This is a genomic window from Mannheimia varigena (genome assembly GCF_013377235.1).
GTDB lineage: Bacteria > Pseudomonadota > Gammaproteobacteria > Enterobacterales > Pasteurellaceae > Mannheimia > Mannheimia varigena.
Genome location: NZ_CP016226.1, coordinates 1668113 through 1688626 on the forward strand (window position 1 = coordinate 1668113; position 20514 = coordinate 1688626).

Sequence of the window (20514 nt, forward strand, 5' to 3'; positions counted from 1 at the left end):
GCCCGAAAGTGCGGTCAAAATTTGCAAATTTTTTTAGAACTTAGACCGCTTGTTATATCGCATGTATAAGGGAAAAAAATGATAACGAAAGAAAAGTTAAAACATAAATTTAATCAGCTTAATGTTTATGGTCGTACAGAAGATGGAGCTGAAGAATCTCATAGGATTGACTTATGTTGTATAGCAATAAATATTCTAATTTATTTGGCTGATAAAAGAGAATCCATACTTCCGTATTCATTTGAAAAATTTGGGCAAGCATTAGAAAGATATTTAGATAGTGATAGCCATTTAACGGATGATGTTTCTTATTTAATTTGTGCATCTTTTTTAAAGGAGTATTATCTTTGTAGGACAAAAATTGATACTAAGGATGTAGAATCTTCGGATGTATATAGAATTTGGGATGATTTTAAAGAACTGACAATACCAATCTCAGATAAAAATCCAATATTTAATAACGAATTTTATAAAGAGTTGAAAAGAGATGATACTTTTCTAGATTCTATCTACTTTTGTTTATCTATACAAAATTCTAAAAGCAATGAACTAAAAGAAAAGCGTATGTTATATATAAAGGAACTGGAAACTAAATTTAACTCTTTAAATAGAACACTAGATGAAAATAAACAATCATTAGATATGGCTATAGAAGATTTTTCACATAAAATTGAAAAAACTTATAGTGATACTGATGCTCTATCAAAAAAATTAGATGGATATAAAACAGCATTTAATTTTGTTGGATTATATGATGGTTTTAATAGTTTATCAGAGATTAAAAATAAACAGAAAAATAATACTTTTTGGTTTTCGATTTTTCTAGGAAGTGTGTTGGTTGTGTTGCCATTGGTATTAATATTATTTCATGAGTCAATTGGATATTTTTTTACAGATATAAAATTTGAATTAAATACATTCAAAATTACCCATGAGTTTAACTGGGTTAGAATGTTGCCTGTATTTGGTGTTGAGTTAATTCTACTTTATTTTTTTAGAATTGTTTTAAATAGATTGCATGTATTACAAACTGAGATCGTACAAATTGAGTTAAGAAAATCATTATGTCAGTTTATTCAAAATTATGCTAAATATGCGAAAGAAATCAGAACATTAGAAGATAACAAAGAAGTGAATATTCTAGATAAGTTTGAAAATATTATATTTAGTAATATTTTGTCTAATTCAGATAAAGTGCCAAGTACATTTGATGGTTTAGAACAATTATCTAATTTCATAAAAGAATTTAAAAAATAACAGGAAGCTAAATGACCAACTTAACCATCATCGACACAGGCTGTGCCAACCTGTCTTCGGTCAAATTTGCGTTTGACCGCCTTGGCATTCAAGCTGAGATCTCCCGTGATCTCAACAAAATCCAATCCGCCGATAAACTGCTACTACCCGGTGTGGGAACGGCAATCGCAGCGATGAAAAACCTGCACGATCGCAAGCTGATTGAAACGATTCAAAACGCCAAGCAACCCATGCTCGGCATCTGCTTGGGAATGCAGCTGATGACTGAATTTTCCAGCGAAGGCGATGTAGCAACGCTTGGCTTAATGAGCGGCAACACCGAGCGCTTGCCAAACACTGGCTTGCCGCTGCCGCATATGGGTTGGAACAAGGTCAATTACGCCAAAGATCACCCGCTTTTCCACGGCATTGAGCAAGGTAGCCATTTCTATTTTGTGCATAGTTTTAGCGTGTTGCCGAACGAAAACACCATCGCCACTTGTAATTACGGCGTGGATTTCTCGGCAGCGATTGCGAGCCGTAATTTCTACGGCGTACAGTTCCACCCTGAGCGTTCCGGGGCGGCAGGGGCGAAATTGCTGCGGAATTTTGTGGAGAATATCTAATTTTGTGATCTTGCTCGAAAAATCGGAGTCTGTCTCTTGCCTAGGGTAACTAGTTACCCTAGGTTAAGCATAGTGTAGCCCCATTGGGGCTAATACGAAGGAGGCTGCGATGAGCTACACTCGTTTGATTTACCATATTATTTTTCGCACGAAACACGGTGTTTATGCCATTAACGAGGCACACGAAGCGTTGTTGTATCGTTATATTTGGGGATTTGTTCGGGATCATAATTCAATACTACACCGTATAAATGGAATGCCGGATCATCTACATTTATTGGTTGAAATTCATCAAAGTATTTCGGTGGCGGAATTTGTGGGGAAATTAAAACGAACCAGCCATCTGTTTTTGGATAAACATAAGGATCTCTTTCCTGATTTTAGCGAATGGTCTGTCGGATATTGTGCTTTAAGCTATTGTGAGCGAGATAAACAGAAAATTGTCAATTATATTAAGAAGCAAAAAGAGCATCACAAAACGCACACGTTCAAATACGAAATAAAAATGCTGTTAGCTGAAACAGGCATCGAAATTAACAACGAATTTTTTGATAAACACATTTAACTGTCCCGAAGGGACAGCATTATACTTAACCTAGGGTAACTTGTTACCCTAGGGAATAAAGGAAAAAACATATGCAAAAATCCATCATTATCCCAGCCCTCGATCTTATTGATGGGCAAGTTGTTCGCCTACATCAAGGCGATTATGCCAAACAGACCACCTACACCGATGACCCAATCGCCCAATTTGCCGACTATCTGGCACAGGGGGCGGAGCAGCTGCATTTGGTCGATTTGACCGGAGCGAAAGACCCAGCCAAACGCCAGACTGCCTTAATCGGCAAAATTATCAATGCCACCAACTGCAAAATCCAAGTCGGCGGTGGCATTCGCAGCGAGCAAGATGTAGCGGATTTACTGGCGGTTGGAGCGAACCGTGTGGTGATTGGCTCGACAGCGGTCAAACAGCCTGAAATGGTTAAAGGCTGGTTTAAAAAATATGGGGCGGAGAAATTCGTGCTTGCCCTTGATGTGAATATCGATGCAAGCGGTCAAAAAATCATTGCCATTAGCGGTTGGCAAGAGGCGAGTGGTGTATCGCTTGAAGCCTTGATTGAGGATTTTTCCGCAGTCGGCTTGCAGCATGTGCTTTGCACCGACATCTCTCGGGACGGCACGCTGGCTGGCTCAAATGTGGATTTGTACAAAGAAATTTGTGCCAAATATCCCGAAATCCAGTTCCAATCCTCAGGCGGTATCGGCTCGCTTGCTGACATCGAGGCGTTAAAAGGCACAGGCGTGGCGGGCGTGATCGTTGGGCGTGCGTTGTTAGAGGGTAAATTTAGCGTAGCGGAGGCAATCGAATGTTGGCAAAACGGATAATTCCTTGTTTAGATGTGCGTGACGGGCAGGTCGTCAAAGGCGTGCAGTTCCGCAACCACGAAATCATCGGCGACATCGTACCGCTTGCTGAGCGTTATGCAGACGAGGGGGCGGACGAGCTGGTGTTTTATGACATCACCGCATCAAGCGACGGTCGCACGGTGGATAAAAGCTGGGTCGAGCGAGTGGCTCAGGTCATTGACATTCCGTTCTGCGTGGCGGGCGGGATTAAAACGATTGCCGACGCAGAGCAGATTTTTGCATTCGGTGCGGATAAAATCTCCATCAATTCCCCTGCCCTTGCTGATCCTGATTTGATTAGCCGCCTTGCGGATCGTTTTGGCGTGCAGGCGATTGTAGTCGGCATTGATAGCTGGTTTGAGGCGAACACCGGCAAATACTGGGTCAATCAATACACTGGCGATGAAAAACGCACTCGTCAAACCAACTGGCAGCTGCTTGATTGGGTCGCAGAAGTGCAAAAACGAGGGGCTGGCGAAATCGTGCTGAATATGATGAACCAAGACGGCGTGCGTAACGGCTACGATTTGGTGCAACTAAAAAAAGCGCGTGAAGTTTGCAATGTACCACTGATTGCATCAGGCGGGGCAGGCGAAATGGTGCATTTCCGTGATGCGTTTATTTATGCACAAGTTGATGGGGCATTGGCTGCAAGCGTGTTCCACAAGCAGATTATCAATATTGGCGAGTTGAAGGCGTATTTGGCGGCTGAAGGGGTAGAAATCCGTAAATAATCTTAGTGGCTGGTATAGACCTCTACTTAAAAGATTTAACAAGCGGTTAAAGTGGATAAAAATTTTACAATGGTACGAGTGAGGACTCTCTAGCTAGCAAAGAGTACTGGGTGAAAAGGAATTAAAAATGAAAAAGGTGCTGATTAGTGCTTGTTTATTAGGCGATAATGTTAAATATTCGGGTGGGAATAATTTATCCGATGAACTCATCGCGTTACTCAAAAAGTATGATATTCAGTTAGTGCCGATTTGTCCTGAAATATTGGGCGGATTGCCGATACCAAGACCTCCTGCTGAAATACGTAACGGGGATATTGTGACAGTTACAGGTGATTCAGTTTTAGCTGAATTTCGACTCGGTGCTGAAAGAGTTCTGAATAAAGCGCAAATTGAAAAAATCCAAATTGCGATTTTAAAAGAAAAAAGCCCATCCTGTGGTAGCAGCTATATTTATGATGGAAATTTCACAAACCGACTAATTGCAGGTGAGGGTATAACAACTCAATTACTGCGAGCAAATGGTATAGAAGTGTTTTCGGAGAATGATTTATCACAACTAGAAAATATCTTTCAAGATAAGTACTAGAACGTAGGGACAGGTTTATCCCATCCAAAAAATAATTGAAAATGGGTAGGGGTATACCCTGTTCCTATAAGATCAAGCGGTCAAATTTTAGGAAAAATATGCAAATTCAAAACATTGATTGGCAAAAAATGGACGGTTTATTACCTGTTATCGTCCAAAACGCCCAAACCTGCGAAGTGTTAATGCTTGGCTATATGAACCAAGAGGCATTAGAAAAAACACTCAACGAGAAACGAGTGACTTTCTACTCTCGTACCAAACAACGTTTATGGACGAAAGGCGAAACATCGGGCCATTTTTTAAATGTGGTGGATATGAGCTTAGATTGTGATAACGACACGTTGCTCATTCTTGCCAACCCCATTGGCGAAACCTGCCACACGGGGGCGGAGAGCTGTTTTCATCAATTTGAGCAAGAACAGCCGGATTGGATCTTTTTCTCTAAATTAGAGCGGATGATCGCCGAGCGTAAAAATGCCGATCCGGAAAGTTCTTACACGGCAAAACTGTACGCCAAAGGCACGCATAAAATTGCGCAAAAAGTGGGTGAAGAAGCGGTGGAAAGCGTGATTGCGGCAATGGCAAATGATCGGGAAGAGTTGGTATCCGAAGTGGCGGATCTGGCGTATCATTTAACGGTGTTGCTGCACAATGCGGACTTGTCTTGGGCGGATGTAAACGCAAAATTGAAAGAACGCCATAAGGGGATTGGTTTGCACCCTGAGGGTTCGAATAAGTAAAAATACAAGCGGTTGAATTTGTTAATTTTTTTGTAAAAGATGGAGCTACAGCTGCTTCTCTATTTTTTATTCCAACTGGCTTAAGCCTTGCATAATTCTACTTGGAATATCTCCTTCGATTTGCTGAATGGCATAATCAATCGCATAACAGAAAGCATTACTGTTTGCTCCTCCGTGGCTTTTCACCACGACTTTTGATAAACCGAGCAGGGTTGCTCCATTATGGCGATCAGGGTTGATTTCTTGTAGCTTACGGTAGTAGCGATAGAAAATCAATTTGAGTAAGTATCGTTTAGTGCTACGGCAAATATTAGAGTCTGCTTTCTCTTTTTTAAAGAGCGCAATAATATTTTTCGCTGCACCTTCCAATGCTTTTAAAGCGATATTACCTGTATAGCCGTCACAAATAATTACATCGGTTAAGTAGCTGGTTAATTTATCACTTTCAATGAAACCGATGTAGTTCAAATCTTGTCTGTTTTTGAGTTGCTGATGAACTGCTTGAAGTTGTGCTGTACCTTTGTTTTCTTCTGTGCCGATATTCAACAAAGAAATGCGAGGGTAAACTAAGCCTAACATCACTTGAGCAAATAGATTCCCCATCTCGGCAAATTGTTGTAGCTGGTAATCGCTTACTTCAATATTTGCTCCTAAATCTAACATAACTGTAGATTTTCCATTCATTGCAGGAATAAGAGATGTAAGAGCTGGGCGTTCAATATTGGGGAGTGGAGCAATTAATAATTTTGCTAGCCCCATTAATACACCTGTATTTCCTCCACTCACACAACCTTGTGCTTTTCCCTCTTTTACAGCCTCAAGTGCTAAACGCATAGAACTGTTTTTACTTTGGCGGATAGCTTTTGAGAAAGAAATATCTGCATCAATTACCTGTTCGGTATGATGAAATTGAATTTTGGGATGATTCTGTAAAGTGTATTTTTGTAATAGTGGAATTGCTTGGTGTTGATTACCAAATAATAAAAATGTGAGATTAGAGTTTTTTTGAAGGGCCTGTGCTATAGCAGGAATAATAACACGGGGACCTAAGTCCCCGCCCATCACATCTACTGCTAGAGTGATATCATTCAAGATAAACCTCGAAAGGAATTACTTGTTGATTACTTTACGACCACGGTAGTAACCGTCTGCAGTAACGTGGTGACGGAAGTGTGTTTCGCCACTTGTTTTATCCACTGAAACTGCTGCAGTTGTTAATGCATCGTGTGAACGACGCATATCACGACGTGAACGAGATTTCTTATTTTGTTGAACAGCCACGGGCTTTCTCCTAGATCTAGTTTTTCTTTAAATTAGCTAATACTGCAAACGGATTTGGTTTGCTTGCCAGTTCTTCTGGTAACTCGCCAAATGTACGTTCACTCACGGACACTTCACAGTGTTCTTCACTATGCATCGGGACTAGAGGTAATTCAAGAATCAATTCATCTTCAATCATATCTAGTAAATTTACTTCACCAAACTCGTTTACTTCGATAGGTTCATAAATTTCGGGCAAGATGTCCGCCTGATCCATGTTAGACACCGGACTGAAACAAAATGAACAGTCTAGCGTGTGTGTAAACGGGTTATCACATCGTTGGCAATCAAATTCCACATCGATTTTAGCTGAGCCTTTAATCACAGTTAAACGTTGCGGATCGATATATAACGAGAGAGTAACTTGTGCATCAGTTAGCACATTACATACTGATTCACCCAAGCGTTTTAGAAGTTTACCTGAAATGTAACCTTCATAATCCACTCGACGCTGAGCGTCTCTATAAGGGTCAATCGTAAGGGGTAGTTTTACCTTTTGCATAGGGTGTGCATATTACAGATAGAAAGCAAATTAGTCAAAGGAAAATTATTTTTTAATGCAGAATATTAACTGAAATTAAGGGGATTTTTTGACTTATCATAAAAAGCAATTATATTTCGGGATAATTTTTCATCTAGTTATCGCAAAACTAGCTAAAAAGCTGACTTTTGATTAAAATTCTGAAAGTTATTATTTGACGAGATTCGAGAAAATATGTTACTTCCTATTTTAGCTATTGCAGCTTATGCCTTAACGTTGCTTTGGGTTGCCCCCACCTTAGTGAATTTGGAAAGTGCAACAGAAAATAAAAAGCCGAATATAACCCTTGTTTTTGGGTTTGGTTTATTAGCTATTCTTTTGCATTGTGTCGTGTTATATAACCAATTATGGCTAATAGAAGGACAGAATTTTACGGTAACAAATGTGATCTCTTTAATGAGTTTCATAATGGTTGTTTGTGTAACTTTTACATTGCTCAAATGGAAAACTGCTTGGTTTCCTCTGCTTGTTGTATATTCCTTTGCGATTTGTAGTGTGGCGGTAGCCAGTTTTGTGCAGGGGAGTTTTATCCGCAACATAGAAGAAAATGCAGGATTTATTTTCCACTTAGGCATTGCACTGTTCTCTTATGCGTTATTTTTTCTCGCCTTAATTTATGCGTTTCAATTAAAATGGCTAGATCACAAACTCAAAAGCAAAAAAATGTTCTTTTGTTCTATTCTTCCACCATTAATGTCGGTTGAACGCCATTTCTTTACCTTAACACTTGCGGCACAAGCGATGCTTACGCTTACACTATTTTCAGGTGTGATTTATCTACATAATTTTTTTGAGCCTGAGCATATCCATAAAGCGATTTTCTCATTTTTGGCTTGGATTGTTTATAATGTTCAAATATTAGGTCAATGGAAATTACGTTGGCGAGGAAAACGGGTGCTTATTTATTCAATTTCGGGTATGATGTTGCTCACAATCGGATATTTCGGTAGCCGTTTGATCGTCCATTAATCGCTACAAGCGGTTAAAAAAGCCCGATTTTTTGCAAATCGGGTTTTTTAGGCGAAAGTAAGTGGTAGCAATCATCGAATTGTTATCACTTTATGATTAATTTATATAGGAATTTAATTTTGGACAGTATTCCCCTGAGTAGTTTATTTATTTCTTTAGCTATTCTTTTAGTACTCTCTGCGTTTTTTTCAGGTTCGGAAACCGGCCTGATGTCTTTAAACCGTTATAAAATGCGCCATCTTGCTGAGCAAGGACATAAAGGGGCAAAATTAGCGGAAAAACTCTTAGCACGAACTGATGTTCTGCTCAGTCTTATTTTAATCTGTAATAATCTTGTAAACATCGCTGCCTCTGCAATTGCTACAATGATCGGTATGCAGCTTTCCGGCGAGAAGGGTGTTGCGATTGCTACAGGTTTACTTACATTTGTAATGTTGGTTTTCTCCGAAATTCTGCCTAAAACGATTGCGGCAACTTATCCTGAAAAGGTGGGTTTTTTTGTTAGTTTCGTATTAACACCACTTAAGAAATTACTGAGCCCGATAGTCTTTTTAATGAATCTAATTATTGCAGGTTTATTAAAATTATTACGTATTCAACAGAAAGATAAACAAGAGCTTAGCCCAGAAGAGCTCCGTAGCGTGGTACTTGAATCAGGTAAATTCATCCCGGCAGAACACCGTGAAATGCTTGTATCTATTTTAGATATGGAAAAAGTCACTGTGGATGACATTATGGTGCCTCGTAATGATATTAGCGGCATTGATATTGATGATGATTGGAAAGCCATTATGCGCCAATTGAATCATGCCCCACACGCTAGGGTCTTAATTTACAAAGGGGATATGGATACTAACATAATGGGGATTTTACGTGTACGTGAAGCATTCCGTTTAATGTTAGAGAAAAACGAATTTACCAAAGAAATGTTAGTTCGTGCGATTGATGAGGCTTACTTTATTCCTGAAGGTACACCATTAACTACGCAATTAATTAACTTTAAAACGAATAAAGAACGAATTGGCTTGGTTGTTGATGAATATGGTGATATTAAAGGCCTAGTTACGCTTGAAGATATTTTAGAGGAAATTGTGGGTGAGTTTACTACTTCATCAGCTCCAACGCTTGAACAGGAGGTTCAGCCGCAATCAGATGGTACAGTCATTATAGAAGGCTCAGCAAATTTACGAGATCTTAATAAACTCTTTAATTGGGAATTGCCGCTTGATGAAGCCAGAACATTTAACGGATTATTATTGGAGCATTTAGAGAAAATTCCTGATGAAGGTATAGAATTTGAAATATATAATTTAAAAGTTACTATTCTTGAAGTTGCAGAAAATATGGTCAAACAAGCTAGAGTAAAGTATTTAGCTCCAGAACCAATAGCGAATAACGATTAGTATTAAAAATACTTAGTAGAAATAACACATCATTTTAATAAATGATGTGTTATTTTTTTGTTTAATAATAATAAAAATGATTATGCTAATATGTTGAATGTTTTAATTTATATTCTACTGTTAAAGTTATTTATTTAGATTTTTAATTTGTTTTTATGTTTTATTTTAGTTTTTAATGCTGTTAACTGGCGGTTTTAATGGGGTTTATTTAGATTTTTATGCTTTACTTTTAGGTTGAGTTTAGGCATATTTCGTTACCAAAATGTGAATAACGCACATTTCATAATATTCTCTGGTCATTTTTATAATTTGAGGTAATTACCCGTGTCTAATCCATCATCAACCTCTTCACAAAGAGAAACCTTTGCTGGTCGTGGAGCATTTATTATGGCAGCCATTGGCTCAGCTGTCGGCTTAGGAAACATCTGGCGCTTCCCTTACACCACTTACGAAAATGGTGGCGGTGCTTTTATTCTACCATACATCATCGCCTTATTAACTGCAGGTTTACCGTTGCTATTCTTAGATTATGCGATTGGGCATAAATATCGTGGTGGCGCACCGCTTTCATTCCGTCGTTTCAGCCCGAAATTTGAAACTTTCGGCTGGTGGCAGGTATTAATCAACGTGATTATCGGTATCTACTACGCCGTTGTGTTAGGCTGGGCAGCAAGTTATACCTATTTCTCGCTTAACAGTGCTTGGGGTGATAAACCTGTTGATTTCTTTGTTGGCGAGTTCTTAAAAATGGGCGACATCACACAAGGTGTTAGCTTTGAATTTGTAGGAGCGGTAACCGGTCCATTAGTTGCAGTTTGGTTAGTAGCTATTGCTGTATTAGCTTTAGGGATCAAAAAAGGAATTTCAGCGGCTTCTAATATCCTAATGCCATTATTGGTTGTGATGTTCTTAATCTTGGTAGGCTATTCTTTAACTCTGCCGGGAGCCGCAAAAGGCTTAGATGCGTTGTTTACACCAAACTGGGAAAAACTAACTGACCCAAGTGTGTGGATTGCAGCTTATGGTCAAATCTTCTTTTCACTCTCAATCTGCTTTGGGATTATGATTACTTATGCTTCATACCTCAAGCCAAAAACAGATTTAACCGGTTCAGGTTTAGTGGTTGGCTTTGCCAACAGTGGCTTTGAATTATTAGCCGGTATTGGCGTATTTGCAGCGCTTGGCTTTATGGCAACTGCGGCAGGTCAAGAGGTTAATGAAGTAGCGAAAGGCGGTATCGGCTTAGCGTTCTTTGCCTTCCCAACTATCATTAACCAAGCCCCGATGGGAGCATTAGTAGGCGTATTATTCTTCGGATCATTAACCTTTGCAGCATTAACCTCATTTATTTCTGTTGTTGAAGTTATCGTATCAGCAGTGCAAGATAAATTGAATGCAGGACGTGTAAAAGCAACTTTACTGGTGGGTATTCCAATGATGGTTGTTTCAGTAATGTTGTTCGGTACAACCACAGGCTTACCAATGCTTGACGTAATGGATAAATTCGTGAATCAATTCGGCATTGTGGCAGTGGCGTTCGTATCATTAGTTGTGATTGTAACCAGTGAAAAACTCAGTACGTTAGAAAGACATATTAACGAAGTTTCTTCATTTAAAGTTGGCTTTATCTGGCGTTTATGTATCGTAGTTACCGCAGGTGTGCTTGCATTTATGTTATTCAGTGAGATTGCGAAAGTATATCGTGAGGGCTATGAAGGCTACCCAAGCTGGTTTGTAAACACCTTCGGTTGGGGTATGGCAATTGGCTTAGCGGTTGTGGCTTACCTACTTTCAAGACTCGCGTGGAAAAATGAACCAAAAGGAGAACTATAATGAGTACCGCAGCAATTATTACAATGGTGGTTGCAATGACGATCATTTGGGGAGGCTTAATTTTCGCAATTAAAAGCCTACCGAAAGAAGAGCAATAGTTTGCAAAGATAATTAAAAAAATGACCGCTTACAAGCGGTCATTTTTTACTAAACAATGCCAAATTTTTCTTTCACAAAGGCTTGGAAATCAGTACAGCCACCAACGTGAACATTATCAACAAAAATTTGTGGCACGGTTGCAACAGGCTTACCAACACGTGGTTCTAAATCTTCTTTTGATAAACCTTCTGCAATCATATCAATAAATTTAAAATCAAAATCGTTTAATTCGGTTTTCATTTTTTCAGCTAATTGTTTTGCACGCACGCAGTACGGGCAAGATAAACGTCCATAAATTTCAACAAACATCTTTTTTCCTCTATAAGTTGTTAATAACAAGCGGTTATATTTTAACAATTTTTTGCAAACCAAGCATAGCTTTATTCACCTCACGGCTTGGGCTTTAATATGATATACTTCACTCAAATTTATTGACGAGAAAAGAATATGTCCGAATTAATGACCTTTGAGGAGCTTGATTTAAGCCCTCAACTTCTAAAAGCCTTAGCAAAAAAAGGCCACAGCCGCCCAACAGCAATTCAACAAGCCACTATTCCAGCTGCCCTTGAAGGGCGAGATTTACTGGGTTCTGCTCCAACAGGCACAGGGAAAACGGCAGCATTCTTACTGCCAGCGATTCAACATTTATTAGACTACCCACGCCGTAAGCCGGGAGCTCCACGCATTTTAGTGCTTACCCCAACTCGAGAGCTGGCAATGCAGGTGGCGGAACAGGCTGAAGAGCTGGCACAATTTACCAACTTAAGTATTGCGACTATTACAGGCGGAGTGGCGTATCAAAATCACGGTGAAGTCTTTAACAGTAATCAAGATATTGTGGTAGCAACGCCGGGTCGTTTGATGCAATATATCAAAGAAGAAAACTTTGATTGCCGAGCAGTTGAAGTGCTGATTTTTGACGAAGCAGACCGAATGTTACAAATGGGCTTTGGGCAAGATGCAGAGAAAATTGCGGCAGAAACCCGTTGGCGTAAACATACTTGGTTATTCTCAGCCACTCTTGAAGGGGAATTGTTGGAGGATTTCTCTGAGCGATTATTAAACGACCCAATAAAAGTAGATGCAGAGCCGAGCCGTCGTGAGCGTAAAAAGATCCAGCAATGGTACTATCATGCCGATAATGTGGAGCATAAAACCAAATTGTTGGCTCGTCTTATCGGAGAATTTTCGGTGGAAAAAGCAATTGTGTTTGTTCGCCGCCGTGAAGATGTGCGAGAGCTAAGCGACACACTTCGCAAACGTGGTTTGCGTTCCACTTACCTTGAAGGCGAAATGGCACAAACCCAACGTAATCAGGCGATTACCCGTTTAAAAGAGGGCGTTGTGAATGTTCTTGTTGCGACCGATGTGGCGGCTCGTGGTATCGACATTGACGATGTGGATTTCGTGATCAACTACGATTTGCCATACAGTGCCGATACTTACCTTCACCGCATCGGGCGAACCGCTCGTGCCGGCAAAAAAGGCTCAGCAGTTTCGTTAGTAGAAGCTCACGATTATAAGCTACTCGGTAAAATCAAGCGTTATACGGAAGAAGCATTAAAGCCGCGTATTATCGAAGGCTTAGAACCTCGAACCAAAGCCCCGAAAGATGGCGAGTTGAATGTAACGAGCAAAAAAGAAAAAGCCCGCATTAAAAAGAAAAAAGAGGTGAAGAAAGAAGCGGCGAAGCAAAAGGTAAAAGTTCGCCATAAAGACACCAAAAATATCGGCAAACGCCGTAAGCCAAGCAGTGAATCGGCAGCGGTTAAACAGGTGTAATGATACAAGCGGTTATTTTCTGAAGATTTTTTGCAAAAAATTGATCAAGAATAACCGCTTGTTTTATATCTACCTTACTGCCATTTGAAATAAAATCACTTCCGCTTGGCAGCTAAAGGTTATCCACATTTTCATCAGAAAACCGTCTGCAATTTGTGTGATTTCACTTTGAATTTCACAAGTCTCAGTTTCGACCGATTTTGCTTTTTGTGTGAAAAATTCGACCGCTTTTAAAGCCATTTCTTCACTGTCATAAACTGCTTCAAAGGCAATTTGGCGGTCTGCGTTATCTAACATAGAGTTGCCTTTTAGCTTACACATATTGTGTGCATCAGCGGCTTTTTGTTGCATTGTTTTACTCATATTACACCTTATCTGAAATTTCTTTTAACCAAGTATAAGACTGATGTTGTTTTTGTTCATCGAAAATATAGCTCACTGCCATAATTTCATCAATTTCGATTCTCTCTTTTAACTCTTTGAGTTGTTGTTCAACACTCTCACGGCTGCCGATAAGTGAGCAGGCTGTCATTTGGCGAACAACCGTTTTTTCTTGGTTATATAACGCATTTTGTTGAAAAGCAACAGGTCCGAAATGTGGCACAATTTCCGCTTTCACAAAATTTTCCCAGACCTTTTCATCAGACTCGACAGGCGGTTGCAGGTTGTTTTGAGCATTGGTTACTACATTTAAGAAAAACTGGGTTTGAGTGGTAGCAAGTTGTTCCGCCTCTTGGTCGGTTTCAGCTACGATTGCATTTACACCGAGAATCACATAAGGTTTATCCAGCACTTCCGATGGCTTAAAGTGTGTGCGATAAATTCGTACTGCATCGTCCATAAAACGAGGAGCAAAATGTGAAGCAAAGGCATAAGGCAAGCCGCGTTCTGCTGCTAAATACGCACTTTCAGGGCTAGATCCTAGAATATAAAACGGCACATTTAGCCCTTGTGCAGGGTAAGCAGATACAGGATTTGTGCCTTCAAAATAGCCTTTTAGTTCGCTGATTTCATCGGGGAAAGGCAAACTTTGTGCATTACGGCGTAAAGCGGTGGCGGTACGCATATCAGTACCCGGTGCACGCCCAAGCCCTAGTTCTACACGGTTAGGGTAGAGCGTTTCAAGTGTGCCGTACTGTTCTGCCACAATGTAAGGGCTGTGGTTAGGCAGCATTACGCCACCTGATCCCACTCTTAATGTTTCAGTGTGAGAAAGTGCGTGCTGAATGAGTAATTGTGTTGCCGAGCTGGCAAGGTTTTTCATATTATGATGTTCTGCAATCCAATAGCGTTCAATGCCGATCTTTTCTGCGTGTTTTGCTAATCTCACCATAGAATCGACCGCTTGTTTAGCGGTTTGCCCTTCACGAATAGGCACAAGATTTAGAATGGATAATTTTGTCATAAGGCTTTCCAATTGAATAAATGTATAAAAGAAAATGCTGAATAGTTTAACTATCCAGCATTTTTAAAACTATAACTATTTCAGGGATATTATTTTTTACTTAAGAAGATTATCGCATCAATATAACGTTGAATGAAGTCATTCGTTGATGAGGAATCTGCAAAGCCTTCCAAGTTGATTTGGTATTGACCATTTACGAAAAATGCAGGCACACCACGGATTTGGAAGTCTTCCGCCAATTGAACTTGTTTATTCACTAAGCCATTTACTGCGAAGCTGTTAATGCCACTATCAAACTGTTCAGCCGTAATGCCGTTTGCTAAAAATACCGCACGGATATCGTCCATTGATTTGAATGCATCTTTTTGTGCACCTTCAAATAACGCAGTTTTTACTTTATCTTCTGCACCTAATGCCATCGCTAATGCCCAAGCACGGGTTAAGTTTTCTGATTGACCACCCAAGAAATTAACGTGATATTGCACTAATTTGGTGTCAGGCGGTAATTTCGCTTTAATTTGGCTTGGGATTTTATAGCTTAATTCAAAATCATAGCAATGCGGGCAGTAGAATGAGAAAAATTCTACTACTTCTTTTTGAGCTGATGGTGCTTTACGCACTTCAATATATTCTTTGCCTGCGGTTGGATCAGCGGCGATTGCCGTTGAATTAAAAGCAAAAAGTGCCGAAAGAACCACAAGAGCCGTTTTTAATGCCAATTTTTTCATAATCATTCCTCAAAAATAAAAAAGTAAATAAGTCGGAAATAAGACAATCCTAATCGTTTAAAATTCCACGGGCACGTAATAAAGCGGTTTTAAAATCATCTTCGTAATCTTTTTTAATGCCGGGAATAGGCTCAAGCTTATCTGCGTTTCGCATTTTTAGCTGATAAATCAAGACCTCATCGCTCAGTGCTTTGAAATTATCCGGCTCGCCCACTTCCACCGAAAGCTGCTGCAAAATATCAATGAGGTGTAAGTCAGGATTTTTACGCCAATGTTCGCCAAGTAACTCTAATAATTCTTCCAAGCGTTTGCATTTCATTGTTTGCCCCTTAAAAAATCTTGTTGGAAATTAAGGGAAATAATATACTTTTGCTTTAGTTTTTGCAAAATTTTAAGGGGTAAAGCTGTGAGTAAAACAATAGAAGAACGCATTTCAGCCGTGATTTTAGCAGGCGGTTTGGCTCGCCGAATGAATGGGGCAGAAAAGGGCTTACAACTTTTTGATGGAAAAACGCTTATTTCACACATTTTAACCCGTCTTTCCCCACAAGTTAGCGACATTTGGCTGAATATAAACCGTTCTATTGAGCAATATCAGCAACATTATCCTACAATTCCTTATTACCAAGATAGTTTGCCCGATTTTCAAGGTCCGCTAAGCGGAATGCTATCAGGCTTAGAGAAAATTGACAGCGACTATTTGCTCTTTGTGCCTTGTGATACGCCTTTTATTCCAACGAAGTTATTGCAAAAATTACACACCGCCTTACGCATTAACAACGCTCAAATTGCCTATGTTCACGATGGCGAGCGACCACACCCAACATTTGCATTGGTTCATCATTCGGTAAAAGAGGAATTGAGCCACTATTTAGCTTCAGGCGAACGCCGTCTGCTTTGGTTTTTCCAATCACAAAAAAGTGTAGCGGTGGATTTTTCTGAACAAAAATCCGCATTCACGAACGTGAATACATTGGAAGATTTAAACCGAGTAAGCCAATTTCCGGTGAAAACCCTTGCGATTACAGGCTACAGCGGCACGGGCAAAACTACCTTATTGGAAAAATTAATCCCAAAATTGACCGCTTGTGGCATTCGGGTTGGCTTGATTAAGCACTCCCACCATAATGTTGATGTAGACAAAAAAGGCAAAGACAGCTACCGTCTACGTGAAGCAGGAGCTAATCCGACAATGATTGTGTGCGATGAACGTTGGGCGTTAATGACAGAAACCAAACAAGCGGTCGAATTTTCTCAATTAATTGCAAAATTCAATCCGCAAGAGATCGATCTTGTTTTCGTGGAAGGCTTTAAACACGAAACTTTGCCGAAAATTCAGCTCCATCGCAAAGAGATTGAAAAGCCATTGCCGGAGCTTGATAAGTGGACGATTGCTACCGCAACGGATTATTTTCTTGAGCGAGAGAATTTACTTGATATTAATGATGTGGAACAAATTACTGAATTTATAAGAGAGTGGATTAGATAAAACTAAGGCGAACGTGATGTTCGCCTTTTGTTTCAGAGGGCGTTCTATTTTGCAAATTCTTGCATAAATTCGCCCGCTTGTTTCACCATTGAGCTTGAGCCAACAAAGAATGGCACACGTTGGTGTAACTCAGTTGGTTTAATATCCAAAATTGGATTAAAACCGTCAGTTGCCATTCCGCCTGCTTGTTCGGCTAAAAAAGCGATTGGGTTGCATTCATAGAGTAAACGTAATTTGCCTTTCGGGTAAACGGTTGAAGTTGGATAAATGTAGATCCCACCTTTTAATAAATTGCGGTGGAAGTCAGATACTAACGAGCCGATATAACGTGATGAATATGGGCGTTTAGTGGCTTCGTCCGTTTCTTGGCAATATTTGATAAAGCGTTTTACCCCTTGAGGGAAGGTTACATATTGCCCTTCGTTGATGGAGTAATATTTTCCTTCTGTCGGTGTTTTGAGATCAGGGTGAGAAAGAATAAATAAGCCGAGTGATGGATCGTAAGTAAAGCCATTCACCCCATTACCTGTGGTGTAAACCAACATTGTTGATGAGCCATAAGTAACGTAACCGGCAGCAACTTGTTTACGCCCTTCTTGCAAGAAATCTTCTTTGGTGACAGGCGTGCCGATTGGTGAAACGCGGCGGTAGATCGAGAAGATCGTACCAACAGATACATTCACTTCAATATTAGATGAGCCATCAAGCGGATCCGTCATTAAAATATATTTTGCGTTGCGACCACGTTCCGTGTCAAATGCAACAAAGTCATCATCTTCTTCTGAAGCAAAACCTGCTACGTCCTCACGGGCTAATAAGGCTTTTTTCATTGTTTCATTTGCGAAAACATCAAGCTTCATTTGAGCTTCGCCTTGCACGTTTTCAGAGCCTGCTGTGCCTAAAATATCTTGGCTTAAGCCCGCACGGTTAATTTCACGGTGAATAATTTTTGCAGCTAAACGAATTGATGACAAAATACCACTTAATTCACCTTTCGCTCCAGGGTATTCGGCTTGTTTTTCAATAATAAATTCGCCGAGCGTTTTCATAGTTTTCTCCTTATCTATGTTAGAATCCCACTATTATAGCGACTACCTAAAAGAGGTAGAAAATTAATACTTAGTTTTGTGATCTCATTCACATTTTTGTTGGTTTTCAATCATTTCACTCATCAAAGGAATATATTATGAACTTGGGCAATGAATTAAAATTAACCAAATATAATGAATTGGATGTGCTGGAAGTTAATCACAGTAAAGTCAAAGCCAAAATTGCATTGCAAGGGGCTCAATTGCTGAGTTGGCAACCAAGTAATGTAAAGCAAGACGTATTGTGGCTAAGTGAAATTGAGCCTTTTAAAACGGGCACGGCAATTCGGGGCGGTGTGCCGATTTGTTACCCTTGGTTTGGTACGGCAAAAGAACCGGCTCACGGCACGGCTCGTATTCGGGAATGGATGTTGGTGGAAAATAGTGCTTCGGCTGACAATGTGCGTTTGGTGTTTGCGTTAGACAATGAGGCGAAAATCGAGATGATTTTAGGCGAAAGCTGCGAGCTGTATTTCATCCATTTGCAAGCGGAACCAGCTCAGATCGCCCTGCACACCTATTTTAATGTTGGTGATATTGAGCAAATCGAGGTGCAAGGTTTGCCGAGTACTTGTGAAGATAAATTAACCAACAGCCAAGCGGAAGTGCCATCGCCACGCAAAATTCGTGAAAGCGTGGACTGCATTTACGCCGCGCAAGCGGTCAATTTTATTCAAGATTTTGCAAATCAACGCACCATTCGCATTGGGCATATCAACGCCAGCGAAACCGTGCTTTGGAACCCGTGGCAAAAAGCCGTGGGCGGAATGAGCGAAACTGGCTACAAAACAATGGTTTGTGTGGAAACTGCTCGAATTTATCGCTTGGTGCAGCAGAATGAAAAAGTGGGTGTGAAAATTACTTTGGAATAAGTAAAAGGCGGACATTTTGTCCGCCTTCAATTTACACCAAATCAAACAGCAAAAATTCCACATCGCCTTGAGCGGCAATCTCTAATGCGGTTTCTTGGCGAATGCCTAACGCATCGCTGGTGGAAAGCTCCACACCATTCACGCTCAAATTGCCTTTCACTACTTGTAGCCAGTAGCTGCGGTTCGGGTTCAGAGCAATTTGCTCACTTTTTTCCGTTGGATATTGATAACGCCAGAGTTTCATATCTTGGTAAATTTTAAACGAACCCTCTTCGGCATTTGGCGACAGAATTAACGTTGCTCCCTCTTTCGGGGCAAATTTGTCTTGGCTGTAGCGTGGTGTAACATCTTTTTGATTTGGAATAATCCAAATTTGGTAAAGGTGTAAGGTTTCATCTGAAGATGGGTTTACCTCAGAGTGGAAGATCCCTGTTCCTGCCGACATAATCTGAAATTCACCGGCTTTCACTTCAGTTTTATTGCCCATACTGTCTTCGTGAGCAACACGTCCGTTCAGTACATAAGTCAAAATTTCCATATTGTCGTGGGGGTGCTTGCCGAAACCGTAATTTGGGGCGATGAAGTCCTCATTAATCACGCGTAAATGGGAAAAATGGATATGTTTTGGGTCGTAATAATTGGCGAATGAAAAAGTGTGATAGCTCTCAAGCCAGTCGAAAGATCCGTTGCCACGTTCGTGTGCTTTTCTAAGTTGTAACATAATATATTCCTTATTTGTGTGTTTTGTTATGAATAGTTTACTCTGTTATTAAAATAGATAAATAGTGATTTTATAGATTAATTGTTTTCTATTGGTAAATAATTTGCAAAAAAGAACAGCTTGCATTTTCCTTAAAAAACGTTATGATTACGCCCCCTTGAGTTCCCTTACCTCAAGTTGTTGTTTAACTAAAAAGGATACAATATGAATCTTAATACTTACTTTTCGGACGAAAGCAAATTTCGTTCGCTGATTTTACTTTCCCTTTTCCACATTTTTATTATTACCATCAGTAACTATTTAGTGCAGATTACGTTTGAAATAAAAGTGCCATTTACTGATTGGGTGATTCCAACCACTTGGGGAACTTTCACTTTCCCGTTTATTTTCCTAGCTACCGATTTAACTGTGCGAGTGTTTGGGGCTGAGCTGGCTCGAAAAATTATTTTTCTCGTAATGTTGCCTGCGTTGCTTATCAGTTACATCATTTCAGTGCTGTTCTTTGAAACCGAATTTCAAGGCTTTACTGCGTTATCTGAATTTAATCTTTTTGTTTTCCGAATTGCATTAGCCAGTTTTAGTGGCTATGTGGTTGGACAATTTCTGGATATTTTTGTATTCAACCGTTTACGTCAAGGCAAAAGCTGGTGGCTTGCTCCAATGTGTTCGACTATTTTCGGTACATTAATTGACACTTTTGTCTTTTTCGCAGTGGCATTCTATAAAAGTAGTGATGAATATATGGCGGAACATTGGTTTACCATCGGGTCGGTAGATTATGCGTTTAAACTTTTTGTGAGTTTATTACTGTTCTTGCCGCTTTATGGTGTTGTATTAAATTTCATTATGAAAAAATTAGATTTGAAATAGAAATTATTCTGTGAGGGTTTGGGGATTATATCGAAAAAAGGTATAATCCCCATAATTTTTTATAT

General features: G+C 39.9%; 25 protein-coding genes. 15 read left to right on the forward strand and 10 right to left on the reverse strand.

The window, feature by feature from the left end; genetic code table 11:
* The first annotated feature begins 78 nt into the window (after positions 1-78).
* The 7 genes from A6B40_RS10165 to hisIE all read left to right on the forward strand — a co-directional run bounded on the left by A6B40_RS10165 (position 79) and on the right by hisIE (position 5329).
* On the forward strand, positions 79-1257 hold the full coding sequence (locus A6B40_RS10165; RefSeq protein ID WP_176672052.1) for a hypothetical protein: 1179 nt from the start codon (positions 79-81) through the stop codon (positions 1255-1257).
* An 11-nt stretch (positions 1258-1268) separates the two neighbouring features.
* A complete protein-coding gene (gene hisH, locus A6B40_RS07800) occupies positions 1269-1862 on the forward strand; it encodes an imidazole glycerol phosphate synthase subunit HisH (RefSeq protein WP_176672053.1) in 594 nt (197 codons plus the stop codon).
* Between the two features lie 109 nt (positions 1863-1971).
* On the forward strand, positions 1972-2427 hold the full coding sequence (gene tnpA / locus A6B40_RS07805) for an IS200/IS605 family transposase (RefSeq protein ID WP_112110448.1): 456 nt from the start codon (positions 1972-1974) through the stop codon (positions 2425-2427).
* 71 nt (positions 2428-2498) lie between these two features.
* On the forward strand, positions 2499-3248 hold the full coding sequence (gene hisA / locus A6B40_RS07810; RefSeq protein WP_176672054.1) for a 1-(5-phosphoribosyl)-5-[(5-phosphoribosylamino)methylideneamino]imidazole-4-carboxamide isomerase: 750 nt from the start codon (positions 2499-2501) through the stop codon (positions 3246-3248).
* Positions 3230-4003, forward strand: coding sequence for an imidazole glycerol phosphate synthase subunit HisF (hisF, locus tag A6B40_RS07815; RefSeq protein ID WP_176672056.1), 774 nt, complete (start codon positions 3230-3232; stop codon positions 4001-4003). Before hisA ends, hisF begins: the two co-directional genes overlap by 19 nt.
* A 127-nt stretch (positions 4004-4130) precedes the next feature.
* Positions 4131-4589: a 2-thiouracil desulfurase family protein gene (locus A6B40_RS07820; protein WP_025216552.1), complete on the forward strand. Its 459-nt coding sequence runs from the start codon at positions 4131-4133 to the stop codon at positions 4587-4589.
* Positions 4590-4687: 98 nt separating this feature from the next.
* Entirely contained in the window at positions 4688-5329 is a 642-nt protein-coding gene (gene hisIE, locus A6B40_RS07825; RefSeq protein WP_176672058.1) for a bifunctional phosphoribosyl-AMP cyclohydrolase/phosphoribosyl-ATP diphosphatase HisIE, read from the forward strand.
* 66 nt (positions 5330-5395) lie between these two features.
* Here the strand turns inward: hisIE and plsX are convergent, their stop codons facing one another.
* Genes plsX through yceD form a run of 3 tightly spaced genes read right to left on the reverse strand, consistent with a single transcriptional unit; the run spans position 5396 to position 7151 of the window.
* On the reverse strand, positions 5396-6421 hold the full coding sequence (gene plsX, locus A6B40_RS07830; RefSeq protein WP_176672059.1) for a phosphate acyltransferase PlsX: 1026 nt from the start codon (positions 6419-6421) through the stop codon (positions 5396-5398).
* Between the two features lie 18 nt (positions 6422-6439).
* Entirely contained in the window at positions 6440-6610 is a 171-nt protein-coding gene (gene rpmF, locus A6B40_RS07835) for a 50S ribosomal protein L32 (RefSeq protein ID WP_006251723.1), read from the reverse strand.
* A gap of 16 nt (positions 6611-6626) precedes the next feature.
* Positions 6627-7151, reverse strand: coding sequence for a 23S rRNA accumulation protein YceD (gene yceD, locus A6B40_RS07840; protein ID WP_176672061.1), 525 nt, complete (start codon positions 7149-7151; stop codon positions 6627-6629).
* A 213-nt stretch (positions 7152-7364) separates the two neighbouring features.
* On the opposite strand from yceD, the gene A6B40_RS07845 reads away from it, so the two are divergent.
* The 4 genes from A6B40_RS07845 (at position 7365) to A6B40_RS07860 (ending at position 11493) form a co-directional block, all read left to right on the forward strand.
* Positions 7365-8159, forward strand: coding sequence for a cytochrome C assembly family protein (locus A6B40_RS07845; protein WP_025216556.1), 795 nt, complete (start codon positions 7365-7367; stop codon positions 8157-8159).
* 119 nt (positions 8160-8278) lie between these two features.
* A complete protein-coding gene (locus A6B40_RS07850) occupies positions 8279-9562 on the forward strand; it encodes an HlyC/CorC family transporter (RefSeq protein WP_025216557.1) in 1284 nt (427 codons plus the stop codon).
* A gap of 324 nt (positions 9563-9886) precedes the next feature.
* Positions 9887-11395: a sodium-dependent transporter gene (locus A6B40_RS07855; protein WP_176672062.1), complete on the forward strand. Its 1509-nt coding sequence runs from the start codon at positions 9887-9889 to the stop codon at positions 11393-11395.
* Entirely contained in the window at positions 11395-11493 is a 99-nt protein-coding gene (locus A6B40_RS07860; RefSeq protein WP_176672064.1) for a methionine/alanine import family NSS transporter small subunit, read from the forward strand. Before A6B40_RS07855 ends, A6B40_RS07860 begins: the two co-directional genes overlap by 1 nt.
* A gap of 49 nt (positions 11494-11542) precedes the next feature.
* Here the strand turns inward: A6B40_RS07860 and A6B40_RS07865 are convergent, their stop codons facing one another.
* Positions 11543-11803, reverse strand: a complete 261-nt coding sequence (locus A6B40_RS07865) for a GrxA family glutaredoxin (RefSeq protein WP_025235239.1) — start codon at positions 11801-11803, stop codon at positions 11543-11545.
* Between the two features lie 138 nt (positions 11804-11941).
* On the opposite strand from A6B40_RS07865, the gene srmB reads away from it, so the two are divergent.
* A complete protein-coding gene (srmB, locus tag A6B40_RS07870; RefSeq protein WP_176672066.1) occupies positions 11942-13276 on the forward strand; it encodes an ATP-dependent RNA helicase SrmB in 1335 nt (444 codons plus the stop codon).
* Between the two features lie 69 nt (positions 13277-13345).
* Here srmB and A6B40_RS07875 read toward each other — a convergent pair whose 3' ends face one another.
* The 4 genes from A6B40_RS07875 to A6B40_RS07890 form a co-directional block, all read right to left on the reverse strand.
* Positions 13346-13639: a YfcZ/YiiS family protein gene (locus A6B40_RS07875; RefSeq protein ID WP_176672067.1), complete on the reverse strand. Its 294-nt coding sequence runs from the start codon at positions 13637-13639 to the stop codon at positions 13346-13348.
* Between the two features lies 1 nt (position 13640).
* Positions 13641-14681: an LLM class flavin-dependent oxidoreductase gene (locus A6B40_RS07880; RefSeq protein ID WP_176672069.1), complete on the reverse strand. Its 1041-nt coding sequence runs from the start codon at positions 14679-14681 to the stop codon at positions 13641-13643.
* Positions 14682-14770: 89 nt separating this feature from the next.
* Complete coding sequence (dsbA, locus tag A6B40_RS07885; RefSeq protein WP_176672070.1) at positions 14771-15409, reverse strand: thiol:disulfide interchange protein DsbA; 639 nt, start codon at positions 15407-15409, stop codon at positions 14771-14773.
* Positions 15410-15458: 49 nt separating this feature from the next.
* Complete coding sequence (locus tag A6B40_RS07890) at positions 15459-15728, reverse strand: YihD family protein (RefSeq protein ID WP_025216565.1); 270 nt, start codon at positions 15726-15728, stop codon at positions 15459-15461.
* Between the two features lie 150 nt (positions 15729-15878).
* Between A6B40_RS07890 and mobA the strand changes: the two genes are divergently transcribed.
* On the forward strand, positions 15879-16898 hold the full coding sequence (mobA, locus tag A6B40_RS07895) for a molybdenum cofactor guanylyltransferase MobA (RefSeq protein ID WP_236966886.1): 1020 nt from the start codon (positions 15879-15881) through the stop codon (positions 16896-16898).
* A 44-nt stretch (positions 16899-16942) separates the two neighbouring features.
* Here mobA and fbp read toward each other — a convergent pair whose 3' ends face one another.
* Positions 16943-17947: a class 1 fructose-bisphosphatase gene (gene fbp, locus A6B40_RS07900; RefSeq protein WP_025235246.1), complete on the reverse strand. Its 1005-nt coding sequence runs from the start codon at positions 17945-17947 to the stop codon at positions 16943-16945.
* A 137-nt stretch (positions 17948-18084) separates the two neighbouring features.
* Between fbp and A6B40_RS07905 the strand changes: the two genes are divergently transcribed.
* Entirely contained in the window at positions 18085-18858 is a 774-nt protein-coding gene (locus tag A6B40_RS07905) for a D-hexose-6-phosphate mutarotase (protein ID WP_176672072.1), read from the forward strand.
* Positions 18859-18889: 31 nt separating this feature from the next.
* Here the strand turns inward: A6B40_RS07905 and A6B40_RS07910 are convergent, their stop codons facing one another.
* On the reverse strand, positions 18890-19579 hold the full coding sequence (locus A6B40_RS07910) for a pirin family protein (RefSeq protein ID WP_176672073.1): 690 nt from the start codon (positions 19577-19579) through the stop codon (positions 18890-18892).
* 204 nt (positions 19580-19783) lie between these two features.
* Here A6B40_RS07910 and A6B40_RS07915 point away from each other — a divergent pair, with 204 nt between their 5' ends.
* The gene (locus A6B40_RS07915) at positions 19784-20449 is read left to right on the forward strand and encodes a 7-cyano-7-deazaguanine/7-aminomethyl-7-deazaguanine transporter (protein ID WP_176672074.1); all 666 of its coding nucleotides are present in this window, start codon (positions 19784-19786) and stop codon (positions 20447-20449) included.
* The last annotated feature ends 65 nt before the right edge of the window (positions 20450-20514 follow it).